General features: G+C 64.3%; 18 protein-coding genes. 9 read left to right on the top strand and 9 right to left on the bottom strand.

Annotation, left to right across the window (positions count from 1 at the left end; translation table 11 throughout):
• Positions 1–323: 323 nt before the first annotated feature.
• Positions 324–1,289, bottom strand: a complete 966-nt coding sequence (locus ACSFDB_RS00515; protein WP_440769113.1) for an FKBP-type peptidyl-prolyl cis-trans isomerase — start codon at positions 1,287–1,289, stop codon at positions 324–326.
• Positions 1,290–1,383: 94 nt separating this feature from the next.
• Here ACSFDB_RS00515 and cyaB point away from each other — a divergent pair, with 94 nt between their 5' ends.
• Both cyaB and ACSFDB_RS00505 read left to right on the top strand, forming a co-directional pair.
• Entirely contained in the window at positions 1,384–1,929 is a 546-nt protein-coding gene (gene cyaB, locus ACSFDB_RS00510) for a class IV adenylate cyclase (protein ID WP_440769112.1), read from the top strand.
• Between the two features lie 125 nt (positions 1,930–2,054).
• Positions 2,055–3,260, top strand: a complete 1,206-nt coding sequence (locus ACSFDB_RS00505) for a methionine adenosyltransferase (protein ID WP_440769111.1) — start codon at positions 2,055–2,057, stop codon at positions 3,258–3,260.
• Between the two features lie 33 nt (positions 3,261–3,293).
• Here the strand turns inward: ACSFDB_RS00505 and ACSFDB_RS00500 are convergent, their stop codons facing one another.
• A complete protein-coding gene (locus ACSFDB_RS00500; protein WP_440769110.1) occupies positions 3,294–3,977 on the bottom strand; it encodes a DUF4336 domain-containing protein in 684 nt (227 codons plus the stop codon).
• Positions 3,978–4,060: 83 nt separating this feature from the next.
• Between ACSFDB_RS00500 and ACSFDB_RS00495 the strand changes: the two genes are divergently transcribed.
• The 6 genes from ACSFDB_RS00495 to ACSFDB_RS00470 all read left to right on the top strand — a co-directional run bounded on the left by ACSFDB_RS00495 (position 4,061) and on the right by ACSFDB_RS00470 (position 9,081).
• Complete coding sequence (locus tag ACSFDB_RS00495; RefSeq protein ID WP_502260884.1) at positions 4,061–5,449, top strand: MFS transporter; 1,389 nt, start codon at positions 4,061–4,063, stop codon at positions 5,447–5,449.
• Positions 5,450–5,598: 149 nt separating this feature from the next.
• Positions 5,599–6,084, top strand: coding sequence for an ester cyclase (locus tag ACSFDB_RS00490; protein WP_440769108.1), 486 nt, complete (start codon positions 5,599–5,601; stop codon positions 6,082–6,084).
• A gap of 102 nt (positions 6,085–6,186) precedes the next feature.
• On the top strand, positions 6,187–7,365 hold the full coding sequence (locus tag ACSFDB_RS00485) for a tRNA sulfurtransferase (protein WP_440769107.1): 1,179 nt from the start codon (positions 6,187–6,189) through the stop codon (positions 7,363–7,365).
• Between the two features lie 55 nt (positions 7,366–7,420).
• A complete protein-coding gene (locus ACSFDB_RS00480) occupies positions 7,421–8,083 on the top strand; it encodes a helix-turn-helix domain-containing protein (protein WP_440769106.1) in 663 nt (220 codons plus the stop codon).
• An 82-nt stretch (positions 8,084–8,165) separates the two neighbouring features.
• The gene (locus ACSFDB_RS00475) at positions 8,166–8,372 is read left to right on the top strand and encodes a hypothetical protein (protein ID WP_440769105.1); all 207 of its coding nucleotides are present in this window, start codon (positions 8,166–8,168) and stop codon (positions 8,370–8,372) included.
• 70 nt (positions 8,373–8,442) lie between these two features.
• Entirely contained in the window at positions 8,443–9,081 is a 639-nt protein-coding gene (locus tag ACSFDB_RS00470; RefSeq protein ID WP_440769104.1) for a DUF5804 family protein, read from the top strand.
• A gap of 28 nt (positions 9,082–9,109) precedes the next feature.
• Here ACSFDB_RS00470 and ACSFDB_RS00465 read toward each other — a convergent pair whose 3' ends face one another.
• From ACSFDB_RS00465 to ACSFDB_RS00455, 3 genes are all read right to left on the bottom strand, one after another.
• On the bottom strand, positions 9,110–9,760 hold the full coding sequence (locus ACSFDB_RS00465; RefSeq protein ID WP_440769103.1) for a hypothetical protein: 651 nt from the start codon (positions 9,758–9,760) through the stop codon (positions 9,110–9,112).
• 122 nt (positions 9,761–9,882) lie between these two features.
• Positions 9,883–10,860 carry a PLP-dependent cysteine synthase family protein gene (locus ACSFDB_RS00460; protein WP_440769102.1) on the bottom strand — a complete coding sequence of 326 codons (978 nt, stop codon included), beginning with the start codon at positions 10,858–10,860 and terminating at the stop codon, positions 9,883–9,885.
• Between the two features lie 175 nt (positions 10,861–11,035).
• Entirely contained in the window at positions 11,036–12,088 is a 1,053-nt protein-coding gene (locus ACSFDB_RS00455; RefSeq protein ID WP_440769101.1) for a Leu/Phe/Val dehydrogenase, read from the bottom strand.
• A gap of 160 nt (positions 12,089–12,248) precedes the next feature.
• Between ACSFDB_RS00455 and ACSFDB_RS00450 the strand changes: the two genes are divergently transcribed.
• Complete coding sequence (locus ACSFDB_RS00450; RefSeq protein ID WP_440769100.1) at positions 12,249–12,623, top strand: TlpA family protein disulfide reductase; 375 nt, start codon at positions 12,249–12,251, stop codon at positions 12,621–12,623.
• Between the two features lie 94 nt (positions 12,624–12,717).
• On the opposite strand, the gene ACSFDB_RS00445 is transcribed toward ACSFDB_RS00450, so the two are convergent.
• From ACSFDB_RS00445 to ACSFDB_RS00430, 4 genes are all read right to left on the bottom strand, one after another.
• Positions 12,718–13,110, bottom strand: coding sequence for a PIN domain-containing protein (locus tag ACSFDB_RS00445; RefSeq protein WP_440769099.1), 393 nt, complete (start codon positions 13,108–13,110; stop codon positions 12,718–12,720).
• Complete coding sequence (locus tag ACSFDB_RS00440) at positions 13,107–13,337, bottom strand: hypothetical protein (RefSeq protein ID WP_440769098.1); 231 nt, start codon at positions 13,335–13,337, stop codon at positions 13,107–13,109. Before ACSFDB_RS00440 ends, ACSFDB_RS00445 begins: the two co-directional genes overlap by 4 nt.
• Before the next feature lie 104 nt (positions 13,338–13,441).
• On the bottom strand, positions 13,442–15,619 hold the full coding sequence (locus tag ACSFDB_RS00435) for a thioredoxin domain-containing protein (RefSeq protein ID WP_440769097.1): 2,178 nt from the start codon (positions 15,617–15,619) through the stop codon (positions 13,442–13,444).
• A 154-nt stretch (positions 15,620–15,773) separates the two neighbouring features.
• Positions 15,774–16,373 carry an HdeD family acid-resistance protein gene (locus tag ACSFDB_RS00430; RefSeq protein ID WP_440769096.1) on the bottom strand — a complete coding sequence of 200 codons (600 nt, stop codon included), beginning with the start codon at positions 16,371–16,373 and terminating at the stop codon, positions 15,774–15,776.
• Positions 16,374–16,474: the final 101 nt, after the last annotated feature.

Genomic DNA, 16,474 nt, shown 5'->3' with positions numbered 1-16,474 from the left:
CCTTGATCGAGGGAGATAATATAATTAACTCAAGGTATATGGCACCGAAGTAATTAGACCTTACACGTACCGGTGAAACAACTTAGTGTTTATTCCGTGAACAAAAGGAGGTTACTTCAGTAGGTCTGCCGGGTTGTGCGATCTGACCGAACGACATTACGTGTGGCTACCGAGTAACCAGCGCTTACAGGTCGTGACAGGGTCCGCTGGCCGCGGGAACTGGGACGCGAGCCGATCCGATTTTGCGGTCCGAACGTCGATCGGATCGGGAGCGCCAGCGCTCGAGCAGCGAAAAATACGAGAATCGAACCGAACGGGCGAATTTACTCTTCGGCGCCTTCGAGCTCTTCGACGATTTCGTCGGCGTCGACGTCGGCGTCCTCGAGGGCCTCCTCGATGTCGCCGCCGCCCATGCCACCCATACCGCCCATCATGCCGCCCATACCGCCCATGCCCATCCCGTCGATGGTCTCTTGGACGATGACGCGATCGACACCGATCTGGTCGATGATCTGCTGGCCGATCTGCTGTTTGCCCATCATCCACTGCTGGTTCATGGTCATCTGGGGCGTGGCCTCGAGGTAGACCGTCTCCTTCTCGACGGTCTCGGTCTCGAACTCGGGTTCGGCGTCTTCGTCGGCGTCCTCGTCGGGTTCGACGGGAACCTCCTCCTCGACCTCGTCCGTCTGGATCCAGAGCTCGGGCTCCATCCCGAGGTACATCTCGAACAGGCCGGCGGCCTGCTGTTCGCGGTCGTCGACTTCCTCGAGAATCTCGTACTCGTACTCGACGTCCTCGCCGGCCAGCGGGTGGTTGAAGTCGACGCGGGCGCGGCCGCCGATGATCGTGCTGATGTAGCCCTGCTGGCCGTCGACCTGCACGTTCGCACCGGGGTAGCGGTCGTCCTCGTCGATCTTCTCGGCGCTGACGGTCTGGACGTCGTCGGGGTCGTGCTCGCCGAAGGCCTCTTCGGCGGGGATCGTCACGCTACCGGAATCGCCGGGTTCGCTGCCGACGAGCGCGTCTTCGACGCCCTCGAAGATGTGACCCTCGCCCAGGACGATCGTTCGCGGCTTGAACTCCTGACCTTGGTCGTCGACACCCTCCTCCTCGGCGACTTCGGGGTCGGTCGTGTCGACCAGCTGGTCACCCTCCGCGGTGTAGGCGGTGTAATCGATCTCGACGAAGTCGCCGTGTTGAAGCCCCTCGGCTTCCTCGGCGCTCTCGTCTCCTTCTGCGTCGGCGTCATCGGCCTGCTCCTCGAGCTCGGCCTCCTGTTCCTCGGTCATACGTTGTACGTCCCGCCGTCTACATTTAAGGTACACGTTTTCACGCGAGACGGAGAGCGACCGATACTTACGACCCCCTTTCGTGGCTTCAGCCATGTACGAAGTCGAAGTGAAGGTCCCCGCCGACCTCGACGCCGTACGGGACCAACTCGAGGCCAACGATGGAACCCGCGAGCGGGCCATCGTCCAGAAGGATACGTACTACGACGCGCCCCACCGCTCGTTCGTCGAGACCGACGAGGCGCTGCGGATTCGTCGGGAGTCGAATCCCGAAGCTGGCACCGACGAGACCAGAATCACGTACAAGGGTCCCCTGCTAGACGAGGAGTCCAAGAGCCGCGAGGAACACGAGACGACGGTCGGCGACGGCGAGACGATGGACGCCGTCCTGACGAACCTCGGCTTCGAGCCCGCCGCGACGGTCCGCAAGGAGCGCGAGCGCTTCGCACTCGACGGCTACACGATCACCCTCGACTCGGTCGACGACGTCGGCGAGTACGTCGAAGTCGAGACCGACGTGGAGACGGAAGCGGACCTCGAGTCGGCGCGTGACGGGGCGTACGACATCCTCGAGCGACTCGATCTCGATCCTGACGAGCAGCTTCGAACGTCGTATCTGGGGCTGTTGCTCGAGTCCTGACGTCGTTGGGTCACGCTCCACGGACGTGTCCGGCGTTCGGACGCCCGACCCGTATTACCTCCAGACATTTTCGTTTCGGTTTTGTTTCCGCAAGTTATAGAACGCCTGTCCCCCAATTCCCGGTAATGAGTGAGCGGAACATTCGGGTCGAGCCGATCGACCGTCAGGCAGTAGAGGATCAAGAAGTCGAGATCGTCGAGCGGAAGGGAATCGGCCACCCGGACTCGATCTGTGACGGCATCGCCGAGGCCGTCGCCGGCGCACTGGCCCGCGAGTACATCGACCGCGTGGGCGAAGTGTTGCACTTCAACACCGACGAGACACAGCTCGTCGCCGGCGAGGCCGCACCTGCCTTCGGCGGCGGCGAAGTCGTCGATCCCATCTATCTGCTGATCGTCGGCCGCGCGACCAAACACTACGAGGGCCAGGCCATCCCCGCCGAAACCATCGCGCTGCGCGCCGCACGCGAGTACTTAGCGGAGACGATCCCACAGCTCACGTTCGGCGAGGATATCGTCGTCGACGTCAAACTGGGCGAAGGCAGCGGCGACCTGCAGGAAGTCTTCGGCGAGGACGAAGTGAGCGTCCCGATGGCCAACGACACGAGTTTCGGCGTCGGCCACGCGCCCCTGACCGAGACCGAACAGATCGTCCTCGAGGCCGAACACCGACTCAACGGCGAGTTCGCCGAGAAGAATCCGTACGTCGGCTCGGACGTCAAGATCATGGGCAAACGCGAGGGCGACGAGATCGACGTCACCGTCGCCGCGGCGATGGTCGACGAGCACATCGCCGATCTGGACGCCTATATCGACGCCGTCGAGTCCGTCCGCGAGTTCGTCGAGGAGGTCGCGAACGAACACACCGACCGCACGGTCGACGTCCACGTCAACACGGCCGACGACTACGACGAAGGCTCGATCTATCTCACGGTGACGGGCACCTCCGCCGAGCAGGGCGACGACGGCTCCGTCGGACGGGGCAACCGCGCGAACGGACTCATCACGCCCAACCGCTCGATGTCGATGGAAGCCACGAGCGGGAAGAACCCGGTCAACCACATCGGGAAGATCTACAACCTGCTCTCGACGCAGATCGCCGAGGAGGTCGTCGGCGAGGTCGACGGTATCCGCGACCTGCGCGTTCGACTGCTCTCCCAGATCGGCCGCCCGATCGACCAGCCCCACGTCGCCGACGTCCACGTCGTCACCGAAGACGGCGTCGCACTCGGCGACGTCGAGGACGAGGTCAGAGCTATCGTCGACGCAGAACTCGCCGACGTCACCGGAATCACGCGTCGCGTGATCGACGGCGAACTGACGACGTTCTGAGGCGACACCGGAGAATCGTTTTCCGCCGAATCGCTACTCGAACAGCCAGTCGTAGCCCTCGAGAACCGCCCGTTTTCCCCCGGAGTCGACGATCTCGCCGTGGCCGGGCACGACGCGGTCGAACTCCCACGCGAGGACGTCCCGTATCGACCGGCGAAACGTCGCCTCGTTTGTGATCGTGAGCCGGAGCTCGATCGGCGGGCTGATCCGCTCGTAGATGCGCAGGGCGCGGGCCAGAAGACGGGTCTTTAGCGGGCTGCGCTCGCCGATGTGGAAGCCGACATCGCCGAGGATGAGCGTCCGGCTCGGCCGGTGAAAGAAGGCGATTTCGGTGAGCCATCGATGACCGACGACGGCCACCTGATCGATGTCGGTGCCCCACCGCGGATCGGGCGTATCGCCCAGCAGGTGATCGAACCGCAGATCGGTCCGACGTGCGGCGAGGCCGGGGGCGGCCAGCAGTTCGACGTCCGGATACGCGGCCCGGTACTGCTCCATGTACACGTGTCCGTGGAGTTTGCTCGTCGCTGCGACGAACCGGACCTCGCCGAGGTCGTCGAGCGCTAATTTCAATTCTGGGGTCAACTCGGCTGGCGACTGGACGAAGAGGCCGCCGCTCGAGAGTTTCATTACGGACATGATCCGCCCGAGTTCGACGCCGAAAAACCGGAGGGGTTCCTCGTAGGTCCAGAACCGGTCGCCTCGTTGTGTGAGCATCGTATCTGTTCTGTCACCAAGCTAACTTATATAACAGCGAGTTGACTCCGGGCTGTTGGGACCGGGCGGCTGGATCGCCAGCACTGCGCTCAGTGCCGTTCTCTCTCGAGGGCACAGAGAGCACAACAGGAGAGACAGCTCCGTACCGAGGGATCACCGGTTTCGATAGGCCCTTTAGCCACAGCCCCGTTCGCACAACCGAGCGAGTTACGGATCGAAACAGCACTCGAGAGCGAACGCCAGTGAGCACCCCCTCTGCCAGTTCGAACCGGATCGTCCTCGCCGTCGTCGCGAGTACCTTCTTCGTCGGCTTCGGCGGCGGCGTCATCTTCCCGATCCTGCCGAATTTGGGCGAGGTGCTGGGCATCTCGGCGTTCATGGTCGGGCTCATCCTGAGCGCGAACCGGTTTACACGGCTCGTGGCCAACGCGCCAGCGGGGGTGCTCGTCGACCGGATCGGGACCCGAAAACCGTTCGTCGCGGGGCTGGCTATCGAGGGCGTCGCGACGTTCATGTACGTCGTCGCGATCCTCTCGCCGATGCCCGAGTTCTGGTTCATGGTCGCCCGCATCCTCTGGGGGATCGGCAGCGCACTCGTCTTCGCGACCGCGTACACGATCACGGCCGACGTGAGCGAGGCCGACTCGAGGGGGACCAGCATGGGCATCGTCCGGGCCGGCATCACCTTCGGCTTCCCCGCCGGGCTCGTCCTCGGCGGCGTCGTCAGCGACGTCTGGGGGAACGTCGAGGCGTTCGTCCTCGCAGCGTCATTTGCCGGTCTCGCGAGCGTCATCGCCTATCTGATCGTCCCCGAAACCCACGTCGAGGAGGAACAAACCTCGGTCAAGCCCTGGGACGTCGACGTGAGCGTCCCGGCGCTGACGATCGGCCTCGTCAACTTCGGGCTCTACTTCGCGTACATCGGCGTCCTCTTCTCGACGCTCGTCCTGTTGCTCGACGCTCGCGCGATCTCCATCTTCGGACTCGACGCGCAGGGTTCCTCGGGGATGCTGATGGGACTGACGGTGCTGGCCGGCGCGGTGTTCACGCTCGGCGGCGGCTACCTGAGCGACTCGGTCGGCGCGCGCGTCCCCGTCATGATCGGCTTTCTGATCACCTCCTGTGTCGGCTTCGCGATCCTGGCGTTCGGCTCGAGTTTCGAGGTGCTGGTCCTCGCGTGTCTCCTGATCGGCGCCGGACAGGGCGGCGTCGGCGGGCCGCTGACGGCGTTGCTCGCGGATTTGACGCCGGAAGAGCGCGTCGGCCGCGCGATGGGGACGAACAACGTCCTCGGCGACGTCGGGGGCGGGCTCGGCCCGCTCGTCTCGCTCCCGCTGGTCGACGTCGTCGGCTTTGAGATCATCTACGGCGTCAGCGCGGTCGTCCCGATGCTCGCTGGCGTCGTCCTGCTCGTCGGCATCTACTCCCACACCGGCCGCCTGAGTCCGACGATCAGCGAATCGGTCAGCTAGCCGGCACGACGGGAACGGATCACGGTGGGAAGGGTTAACGCTTCGAAGCGCTTCTAGGCGTGTACGTTCTCGTCACTTCGTGGTGCACTCGAGCGACTATCCTCCCTCGAGAGCCCGCGAGCAACCCGAACGAGCACTGAACAACCATCATGGAAGTAGAAGCCATCCCCGAGCAGAACGAACGCATCGTCCGCGACTACGTGACCGCACTCTGGCAGGAACACGAGTTCGATAGGGTCCCGGAGTTCGTCGACGACGCGTTCACGTACACGGATCCAATCCTCTCGGAACCGGTTCGCGGGCCCCGCGAGTTCCGCGAATATCTCCGGGAGACCGAGACGGCATTCCCGGACTTTCACGTCCTCCCCGAGTCGGTCGTCGCCGACGACGACGTCGTGCTGGTAGAGTGGACGCTCACAGGGACCCACGACGGGCCGCTCGATGGGATTCCGCCCACGGGTCGCCAGCTGATCCTCAGGGGGATGTCCACCGTCCGGCTCGAAGACGGCAAGCTGACTACCGGCCGAACCTACTGGGATACGGCGGACGGAAACGCCCAGCTGGGACTCGCGTTCCCGGCGGTCGTCGGACAGCTCCCGAAGCTGGCCTACCGAAAGCTCACTAGCCGCCGGTAGCTCGCGGAGCGTCCGTTCGAGACGCGAGCTGACTCAACCCCGTGACGCGGCTCGCGTCCGTCCCTCGTAATCCCCTTATAGCCCCGCCCGTCTATTCCGCCTATGCACCCGCCGGGAGCCGACACCGTCCTCCTTCGTCACGGTGACGTCAACACCAAAAGCAACACCGTCAAGCGATACATGGAGGAGATTCTCGTCGAGAACCTCGAGGCCCTGTTGGCCGACCGTTCGATCCCCGGCGACGTCGAACGGCGGTGGAACCGACCGCTGATCCACACCACCGAAGAGTCCGTCGCGGCGGCGACTGCCGCTGCAACGGACGCGTTCGGAGTCGTCTCCGCGAGCCCCGCGCTGACCGTCGGGACCGAAAAGGAGCGTATCCTCGAGGTCCTCGTCGAGACGGCGCGCGAACGGTACACCGGCGGCACCTTCGCAGTCGACGCCCGACGGGCCGACAAGACGCTCCCCTACGACAGCGAGGATCTGGCTCGCGAAGGCGGGACGGCCATCTGGAAGGCCGTCGAGGACGAGTTCCAGCCCGAAGTCGACCTCGACGATCCGGACATCACCTTCGGTATCGAGGTACGCGAGGAGTTCGCGTTCGTCTACCTCGAGCACGTCCCGGGACCCGGCGGGCTCCCGCTCGGTGCCCAAGAGCCGGTGATCGCGCTGGTCAGCGGCGGCATCGACTCGCCCGTCGCGGCCTACGAGATGATGAAACGCGGCTGTCCCATCGTGCCGGCGTACGTCGATCTCGGGGCCTACGGCGGTATCGACCACGAGGCGCGCGCGATGGAGACCGTCCGAACGCTCTCGCGGTACGCGCCCAACTTCGACACGCAGGTGTACAAGATTCCGGGTGGCGAGACCGTCGATCTGCTGGTCAGCGAGATGGAGCAAGGACGGATGCTCTCCCTACGACGCTTCTTCTACCGGGCCGCCGAGACGCTGGCCGAACGCGTCGACGCGAACGGCATCGTCACCGGTGAGGCCGTCGGCCAGAAGTCCAGCCAGACCGTCCGGAACCTCGGCGTGACGAGTCGCGCCGCTCGCCTGCCGATTCACCGACCGCTGCTCACGCTGGACAAGCAGGATATCGTCGCGAAGGCCCGCGAAATCGACACCTACACTGACTCGACGATCAACGCCGGCTGCAACCGGGTCGCTCCCGACCGCGTCGAGACGAACGCCCGGTTGGAACCACTCTTGGAGGCGGAGCCCGACGACCTACTCGAGCGGGCCGAAGCAGCCGCGCGAAACGCCGAACTGGTCGAGCCGTAGTCTCACGTATCGCCACGATAGCAACGGCTACGGTGATGGCGTGGGTTGAGTCGGTATGAGCGTTATTCTGGAGTTTTCCATCGAACCGGAGGAGTTCCTTCTCGGGCAGGCCCTGTCGAGCACGCCGAACGTCGTCCTCGAACTCGAGCGCATCGTCCCGACCGAGAACGACGTGATGCCGTTCGTCTGGGCGACCGGCGACGACTTGCCGTCGTTCGAGGCGACGGTTCGAGAGAGCGAGCACGTCAAGGAGCTGTACGCCGTCGACAGGATCGGCGAGAGCGGTCTCTACCGCATCGAGTGGGAGAACCACAACGACGACGGCCTGCTGGCGGGCATCGCCGCCACGGAGGCGACCGTCCTCGAGGGCCGCGCGAACGGCGTCTGGATGTTTCGCCTGCGGTTCAACGATCACGAGAAACTCACGACGCTGTACAACTATCTGACGGATCACGAGATCACCGTCCACGTCGAGCGAACGTACACGCTGACCGAGGACTCGGATCGCGGCCACCGCTTTGGCCTCTCCGAAGAACAGCGCGAGGCACTCGTCCTCGCGCTCCGAAACGGCTACTTCGAGACGCCGAGCGAGGCCGACCTCGACGAACTGGCGGCGGAGCTCGACATCACCCGTCAAGCGCTCTCCGATCGGATTCGCCGCGGCAACGAGAAGGTCCTTCGACGAGTCTTGTTATCGTCTGTCGCGGATTTCGACTGAGTAGCCCACCCTACAAAAACGAATTGACCGGTCAACGGCCGACTATTCGGATCTGGAGTGAGTACCCGCTCGATAGAAGCGCATGACAGAAGTCGATCATCGATTCCAGGACTGGCTTTCCTGTCCGACGTGTAGCGGGGACACGGACGCCGGTATCCTCGCGCACGAAACCGAAATCGTCATCGAATGCTACGACTGTGGCGCGACGTCCGAGTACACGATCGGTCGAGACGTTCCAGTTAGTAACCTAAAGGTCGACCACATCGCCAGGTTCGCAAGCGACGACTGATCGACTTCCGTCCGCTCACTCCCGCCGGGGAGCGAAACCCACATTACGCCGACGCACCGAGGGAAGACCAGTGACGCGCGTCTGTCTCATCGGGACGGCCGACTGTAACCTCCAGTACGAACTCCTCTCCCGGGAGACGTCCCGCGAGGCGCTCTCGACGTACGATCTCGAGCGCCCCTTCGAGAACTCGATCGCCCTCCGGACGGTCAGCGTCGGCGCCGCCGTCTCGTTGTTGAACGACCTGAACTGGTATCTCACCCGTTTCGTCGACGAAGCGCTCGTCCAGGAGCCCAGCGTCAGCGACAACGAGTGGCTCTCGCGGCCGCTCGCTACGGACCTTCGCAACGGCGCCGTCGAATCAGCCGAGACGGCCGAATTCTGCAAGATCTACGGGCTCGAGCGAGTCGGACCGGAGCCGGACGGGACGGAACGGTCGAGCGCGGCGAGCGACGGTGGGACCCCGGCCGGAGCGGCGACAGCATCAGCCGAGTCGGGTGAGACGAGTGAACCGGATGTCGACGAGGAGACCGGCTTGGATGCGGACGACGGAGCCAACTCGAGCGATACTGCGGGGTTCGTCGGCGCCCAGTGGCGTCTCGTCGAACCGCTGTACGTGCGTCGGACCGACGGCGACCTCCCGGAGTACGATCTTCGCGACGTCGAGGAGACGCTGGTCGTTCGACTCACCGAAGCCGAACACGCACCCTGAGCTATCCGTCCAGAAGTGGGTGAGTCGATCAGGACTCGTCGCTATCGCTCTCGACGTCGATACTAAATTCGTGTGTCTCGCCGTTAGCATCGTCGATCGTCACCGACGCGCTGGTCGCGGGCTCGCCGTCGAACGTCGCGCGGACGAGTTGGCCGACGGCGATCATCTGCTGTCCGCACATCTCGTCATCTTCCGATTCGTCGATCACCGCTGCGTCGAGCGAGAGCTGCGCGTCGCCGTCGTCCGAGTCGTCGGCCCCCTCGAGCGTTACCTCCTCGAGTGCCATCGCATAACAGAGGTTCGGCGCGTCGCTCTCGAGGGCGAGCAGCACCGACTCCTCGAACAACGTTTCCTCGACGAACTCGGGAATCACGTCGTCGACGAACTCGTGGTCGTCGAGCCATCTGTCGGCGCGGTCCGCGCTGGTGACGAGCGTCGCTTCGGGCTCCATCGGCACGTCCGCGTGGTCGAAGCGCACGCTGTCCGTGGTCTCGAGATACCCAGTCGCGGTGGATTCGGTCTTCTCGCCGCTGGATCCCGGGTCGTTCCCATCGGAATCGTCGTCGTCCGTCGGACTGTCTTCGCTCGTCGAACTGCCGAACTCGTCGAGACAGCCGGCTGAGAGGGTGAGTAGGCCGGCGCCGGCACACAGCAGCGTTCGTCTGGAGGGGGCCGTCATTACTGGAGACATAGACGGAGACGGGTAAAGTACGTTGGCTAAGGTGAAAGAGCCGTTTTGGCGTTGGGCTCGCGGTTCCATCGGTCGGTCAACCGGGGGGTGTCGCCCCGCTCGGGGCGCTCTCAATCGAACAGGCCCGTCGAGAGGTATCGCTCGCCGCTGTCCCAGAAGACGGTCACCACGAGCGGGCAGTCGTCGAGTTGTTCGCCGCCGTCCGGCTCCGGCGTTGCGACGGATTCGTCGAACGCGCCCGGTACCTCCGGACAGTCGAGGGTCGGTTCGGCGATTTCGCGAGCGATTTTCTGGGAGACCAGACTCGTCGCGCCGCTGGACTGGCCGACGAGGACCCCCTCCTCGCGGGCGAGGCGACGACACTCGTTCTCGGCGTCCGCGAGTTCGACGGTCTCGACGCGGTCGATCAGGTCCAGATCGAGGTTGTCGCTGACGAAGCCGGGACCCATTCCCTGAAAATCGTCGTCGCCGGCCTCACCCGTCGAGAGCACGGCGTTCGTGGCCGGTTCAACCGCGATAATGTCCATCTCCGGGAACTCCTCGCGGAGTCGGCGGCCGGTGCCAGAAATCGTGCCGCCGGTGCCGACGCCGGCGACGAAGGCGTCGATCTCTCGGTCGCCGACCTGTTCGACGATCTCCGCACCGGTGGTCCGGTAGTGCGCTTCGGGGTTCGCCGGGTTCTCGAACTGGCCTAGCTGGATCGCACCCTCCGCTTCGAGTTCGTCGGCTCGAGCGCGGGCCGTCTCCATGTTGCCGTCGACTAGCTCGAGGTCGGCGCCGTAGGCGGCCATGATCCGGCGACGTTCCTCGGATTTGTCCGACGGCATCACGATCGTCAGATCGTAGTCCCGTGCCGCACAGACCAACGCGAGACCGATTCCGGTGTTTCCGCTGGTCGGTTCGACGAGCCAGTCGCCGGGCTCGATCGTGCCGTCGCGTTCGGCCGCCCGGATCATCTGGAGGGCCGGCCGATCCTTGGCCGAGCCGCCGGGGTTGAAGGATTCGACCTTCGCGGCGACGGTTGCGCCTTCCGGCGAGTCGACCTGGACGAGCGGCGAGCCGATCGTGTCCAGGATGCTCCCTTTCATTGGCAACCCGTAAGGATTCGAGCCATAAACCGATGCTGGACACTGGCAGGACGTGCCGGTGTATCGGTCGCCCTCGTCGATACGGTCACGAGACGCGAACACGGAACCAAGCGGCAGACTCGATGGATCGAGTACGGGAAGGAGGTCCGCTCAGCGGGGGTTCCTATCCCTTGAGTTACGAGAGAATCGTCGGCGTCCGTTCGCCACCTTCGATGCGGTTTTCGGCGTACGCGTCGGCCGCGTCGAGCACCGTCGTGTCTCGCTCCTCGGCGAGTTCGATCATCTCGAGCAGTCGATCCCCGAGCGCGGCCGCCTCCTCGTAGGCTTCCTCGCGGGTGCCGCCGAGGTACTCCTTGGCGACCGTGATCAGCCCGGCGCCGTTGATCACGTAGTCCGGGGCGTACAGGATGTCCCGCTCCCGAAGCACGGCCGCGTGTCGCCGTTCGGCGAGGATGTTGTTCGCCCCGCCCGCGACGATGTCGCAGTCGAGTTGGGGGATCGTCTCGTCGTTGACCACGCCGCCGACGGCACAGGGTGCGAAGACGTCGCAGGACTGGCTGTAGACCGATTCCGGACCGACGGTTTCGACGTCGTACTCCTCGGCGAACGTGTCGACGGCGTCGTCGTTGACGTCGGAGACCGTCACCGAGGCTCCGTCGGCGAGCAGTTCCTCGGCGAGCGATCGGCCGACTTTGCCGAGTCCCTGAATCACGACGTGGCGGCCGTCCATCGACCGCGTTCCGTAGACGGACTCCGCGCAGGCTCGGACGCCGTGAAAGACGCCGTGGGCCGTGATCGGCGACGGATCGCCCAACCCGTCGCTCGTTCCGACGACGTGGTCGGTCTCTCGAGCGATGACGTCCATATCTTCGACGCCGGAGTTGACGTCGACCGACGTGATGTACCGACCCGCGAGACAGTCGACGGCCCGCCCGTAGGCCTCGAACAGGGCCTCGCGTTCGATCTCGCCGGGGTCGCCGAGGATGACCGCTTTGCCGCCGCCCAGCGGGAGGTCGGCCGCGGCGGCCTTGTACGTCATCGCGTGGGAGAGTCGGAGCACGTCCTCGAGGGCGGCGTCTTCGGAGGCGTAATCGAGCATTCGCGTCCCGCCGAGGCTCGGTCCGAGCGTCGTGTCGTGGATCGCGACGATCGCCCGCAGCCCGGTTTCGGGGTCCGTAAAGTACGATACCTGCTCGTGATCCGAGTGAGCGGTCGAGTCGAATACCATAGTTATAATGTTTGTGGTTAGTGTGAAAATTGCTTCGGACTGTCGATCGGGGTTTTGACCCGTTTCTTCCGGTACGATATCTCGCACGAGCGCCGTCGTCCCGAGCGAAACGTCTGCCACAAACACCGTCGTTAAGCCCCCGGACTCACTACCTCCGACTATGAGTCTCGAGACCATGCAGCCGAACCCCACGTGGGACGAAGCGTCCTACCAGGCGGCTGTCGACACGCTCGCAGCGCACAACGACGAACTGGTATACAAGGTGTGGGGCGGTGACTGGTGTAAGGACTGCCGGAAACTACTGCCGGATCTGGGGGCCGCACTCGAGGCCGCCGACGTCCCAGACGACCGCATCGAGGAGTACGCCCTCGACGAGGACAAGCAGGGCCCCGGCGTCTCCGAGTACGATATTGAGTACATTCCGACGGTCGTCGTCGAGACCGACGACGGCGAGGAAGTCTGCCGGTTCGTCGAATCGGAAGACCTTCCGCCGGCGATCTGGTTAGCCGAGCGACTCGAGGAAACACTCGCGTAACACCGTCTACTCACCGCTCACGGTTTCAATTAGTCGAGAGACGAGTCCAGTTATCCAATACAACGGGCATCGAAACGGGTCATCTGTGTGACGATCAGTACGGTTCGACGTCGACCCCGAGTGCTTCGAAGTCCCGGACATTCGCCGTCAGTACTGGTTCATCGTACCGATCAGCGACGGCCGCGACCATCGGGTCTACCTTGTCGATTCCGCTCTGACCGCCAGCGTCGATATCGGCCTGTGCCAGTAACTGTCCGGCACGCCGGGCGTGTTGCTCGTGCTGTTGGACGGTCGGATACATCTGAAGGGCGTTCTGGACCGCTCGCCGTTCGTCCTCGTCTCCAAACGTAGCGCCGTACGATAGTTCCATTATTACCGGTGTCGGAACCCGCTGAACGGTCCCGGAATCAGCCAGCGCTTGCCCCTTTTCGAACGCGTTCCGTCGTCCGTCGAAGAGATCGATGAGAAACGACGTATCGAGGATCACTCGAACTGCTCCCGAAGCTCGCGCTTCCCTTCGACGTCGCGTTCGCGTTTTTCGGCCAGTCGTTCACGCATCGTGTCCGCCGTTTCGGACGAGAGTATTCCGGCTACCGCTTCGGGATCCGGTCCGCCAATGAGGCGACGCAGCGTCTCCTCCATCGTTTCATCGTCGTGTTTGTGGGCGGCGATGAATTCGTGGAACTCCTCGGATATTCGAACCGATTTGCTCATTCGTTACCGTATACTCGAGTATACAGCAGCATCAATGCTTGGACGTGACACGCACCAGCCAGGTTCGTTCGGAGAATTCCACCGTCGGAGATCGGTGGGGTCCGTTAGAACGGACTCTCCGGGTCGTCGAGCGACGTGCTCTCCGATTCGACAGCGTCGGCGTTGTCGCCGAGCCACTCGAGTGCGTCCTCGATATCGTGCGTCGGCGGCGAACACGTCCGGTCCCGGCAGACGTACAGCGTCGGCTCGCCGTCGCGGGCCTCGCGACCGGCCCAGATCGCGGGTGCCTCCGCGAGCCCTAACTGCTCGAGCCAGGACTCCAGCCCCTCCGCGGTTGGCGGCCGGAGCGCGAACAGTCGGTCGGGGCGGTACTCCCCTGCAAAGCGGTCTCGCCACTCCATGGGGAGTTCGTCCGCAGGCACGGTGATCTCGAGTGTGCCCGCCTCGAGTCGATCCGCGGCCAGACAGAGCGAAGCGTGCTGGAGCGAGTTCGCCTCGATTCGGTTCGCGTGGGTCTCGAGGACGGTCGACGCGATCTTCTCGAACTCTTCGTCGGCGGCGAAGCCGTCGAGTGCGAGCAGGGTTTCGAGGGCGACACCGGTCGCCGACGGCGTCGACTGGTCGTCGAGTTCCTGCGGTCGGGTGACGAGCGACTCGCCGCTCTCGGGCGTGAAGTAGAGCGTTCCGCGTTCCTCGTCCCAGAACTCGACCTCGATGGTGCGAGCGAGGTCGAGCGCGAACGCGAGGTGATCCACGTCCCCGGTCGCCTCGTAACACCGGAGGGCACCGCGCGCGAGGAAGGCGTAGTCCTCGAGGTAGCCGTCGACCTTGACATCTCCGTCCTTGTAGCGCCGCGCGAGACGCCCCTCGTCCGCGTCCCAGAGCCGCTCCCGGACGAACTCGAGGGCGTCGACGCCCATCTCGGCATAGTCGTCCTCGCCCAGAACGAGCGCCGCTTCGGCGCAGGTGTTGATCATCAGCCCGTTCCAGCTCGCGAGCACCTTCTCGTCGCGATTCGGTCGCGGGCGCTGTTCTCGGGCTTCGAACAGTGCTTCGCGGGCGGACTCGAGTCGCTGTTCGATATCGTCTTCCGCGAGGTCGAACTCGTCTGCGAGGTCCGGAATCGAACGGACGCGGTTTGGCTGGTTCGTCCCCTCGAAGTTGCCCGATTCGGTGATGTCGTAGCGGGCGCAGAACAGGTCCGCGTTCGTCTCGTCCTCGAGTACGTCGCTCACTTCGTCCGGCGTCCAGACGTAGAAGACGCCCTCCTCTTTCTCGCCGTTTTCCGTCTCGCTCTGGGCGTCGAGCGTACTGAAGAAGCCGCCCTCCTCGTGGGTCAGCTCTCGGTCGACGAACTCGAGGGTCTCCTCGGTGACCTCGGCGTACCGTTCGTCGCCCGTCAGCTGATAGCCCGCGAGAAAGGCCCGCGGAATCTCCGCGTTGTCGTACAGCATCTTCTCGAAGTGGGGCACCGTCCAGTCGGCGTCGACGCAGTAGCGGTGGAAGCCGCCGCCCACGTGGTCGTAGAGCCCGCCCGCGGCCATCGCGTCTAAGGACTCCTCGAGCACCTCCCGGAACTGCTCGCGGCCCGTTCGGTCGTACGCGCGGGCGAGGACGTGGAGTCTCGAGGGCTGGGGGAACTTCGGCCCGCCGGAGCCGAAGCCGCCGTGCTGGCGGTCGGCGCTTCGGAGGGCCGCATCGGCCGCCGTAGTGAGGACCTCGCTCGAGGGTGGCTCCGCCTGGGCCACGGAGTCGGGCGTCTCCTCGAGTCGGTCTTTCGCCGCGTCGGTCCACTGCTGGGCGCGGTTCTCGACCTCGTCTCGGTCCTGCTCCCAGGAGTTCGTGAGTTGCTCGAGGACGTCGAGGAAGCCGGGCTGGCCTCGCTTTGCCTCTTTCGGGAAGTAAGTCCCGACGTAGAACGGCTTGCCCTGGGGCGTGAGCCACGCCGAGAGCGGCCAGCCGCCCCGACCGGTGACAAGCTGGGCGACGGTCATGTAGATGCTGTCGACGTCCGGGCGCTCCTCGCGGTCGACCTTGATCGGGACGAAGTTCTCGTTGAGCAACTCGGCGACCTCCTCGTCCGCGAAGCTCTCATCCTCCATGACGTGACACCAGTGACACGCCGAGTAGCCGATCGAGAGGAAGATCGGCACGTCGCGTTCCCTGGCTTCCTCGAGGGCCTGGTCGTCCCACGGCTGCCAGTTGACGGGGTTGTCCGCGTGCTGGCGCAGATAGGGGCTCTCCTCCTCGTCGAGCCGATTGCGCTGGGTCGGGTCGGTCATAGGGTCTTGTACGAACGGCGGTTGTAAAAACGCGGGGTACGCGAGCGCCGTCACGGAGTGGGACGTCTATTTTCGGTTCGGTCGATCCCCAGAAAACGGTTCCACTGACGAGCGAGCGAAACGGCACGTCGAAAGTAGTTTAAAACGTGTCGATTCAAGCCTTTCTCGATTCGACCACGCCCGAATCGAGGTCTTTCTCGGTCCGGCGACCGGACATGGAGACGAGGACCATCGAGAACCCGGTCATGAGCAGACTCACGCCGACGAGTAATCCGACGACCCAGGCCGAGTCGGCGGGGAATCCGGCCCAGAGCAGTCCGGCGAGGACGAGCGAGAGGACTCCGCTGGCTGCGATGTATCCTCTCCCCTCCTGTCCGCCCATCCGGATGCTCGCGGCGAGCTCCACCAGTCCGTCGACGAGCAGGTAGGCGATCACGAGGACGGTGAGGGAGGCGAGCCCGACGACGGGGTTCGCGAGGAGCACGATACCCGCGAGAATGGCGACGACGGCGAGCACGAGTTGCCAGACCGTGCCGCTCCAACCGCGGTTCGAGAACGCGGCTACCCCGTGGACGATCCCACTCACGATGAGGAGGGCACTCAGCGCGTACGTGACGGAGAGCCCCGTTGCGAGGGGAAACGCGATTGCGAGTACGCCGATCAGTGCGATGATACCGCCGATGATCCCGATCATTTGCCAGTCGACGTCGAGCGGGAACTCGGCGTACGACTCCTCAGTAGTTTCTGTTGACATTATTCCTCAGATAGTACGAACGCTTCGAGAGGATATATACTACACTCACTATTTAGTAATAAATCAGGAAACGGACCGGTAAGGTACCGCGACGATCGATC

Origin of the sequence: Natronorubrum amylolyticum (assembly GCF_052040145.1) — an archaeon.
GTDB lineage: Archaea > Halobacteriota > Halobacteria > Halobacteriales > Natrialbaceae > Natronorubrum.
The sequence above is the reverse complement of the archived record's forward strand: the minus strand, read 5'-3'. Positions and strand labels throughout refer to the sequence as shown.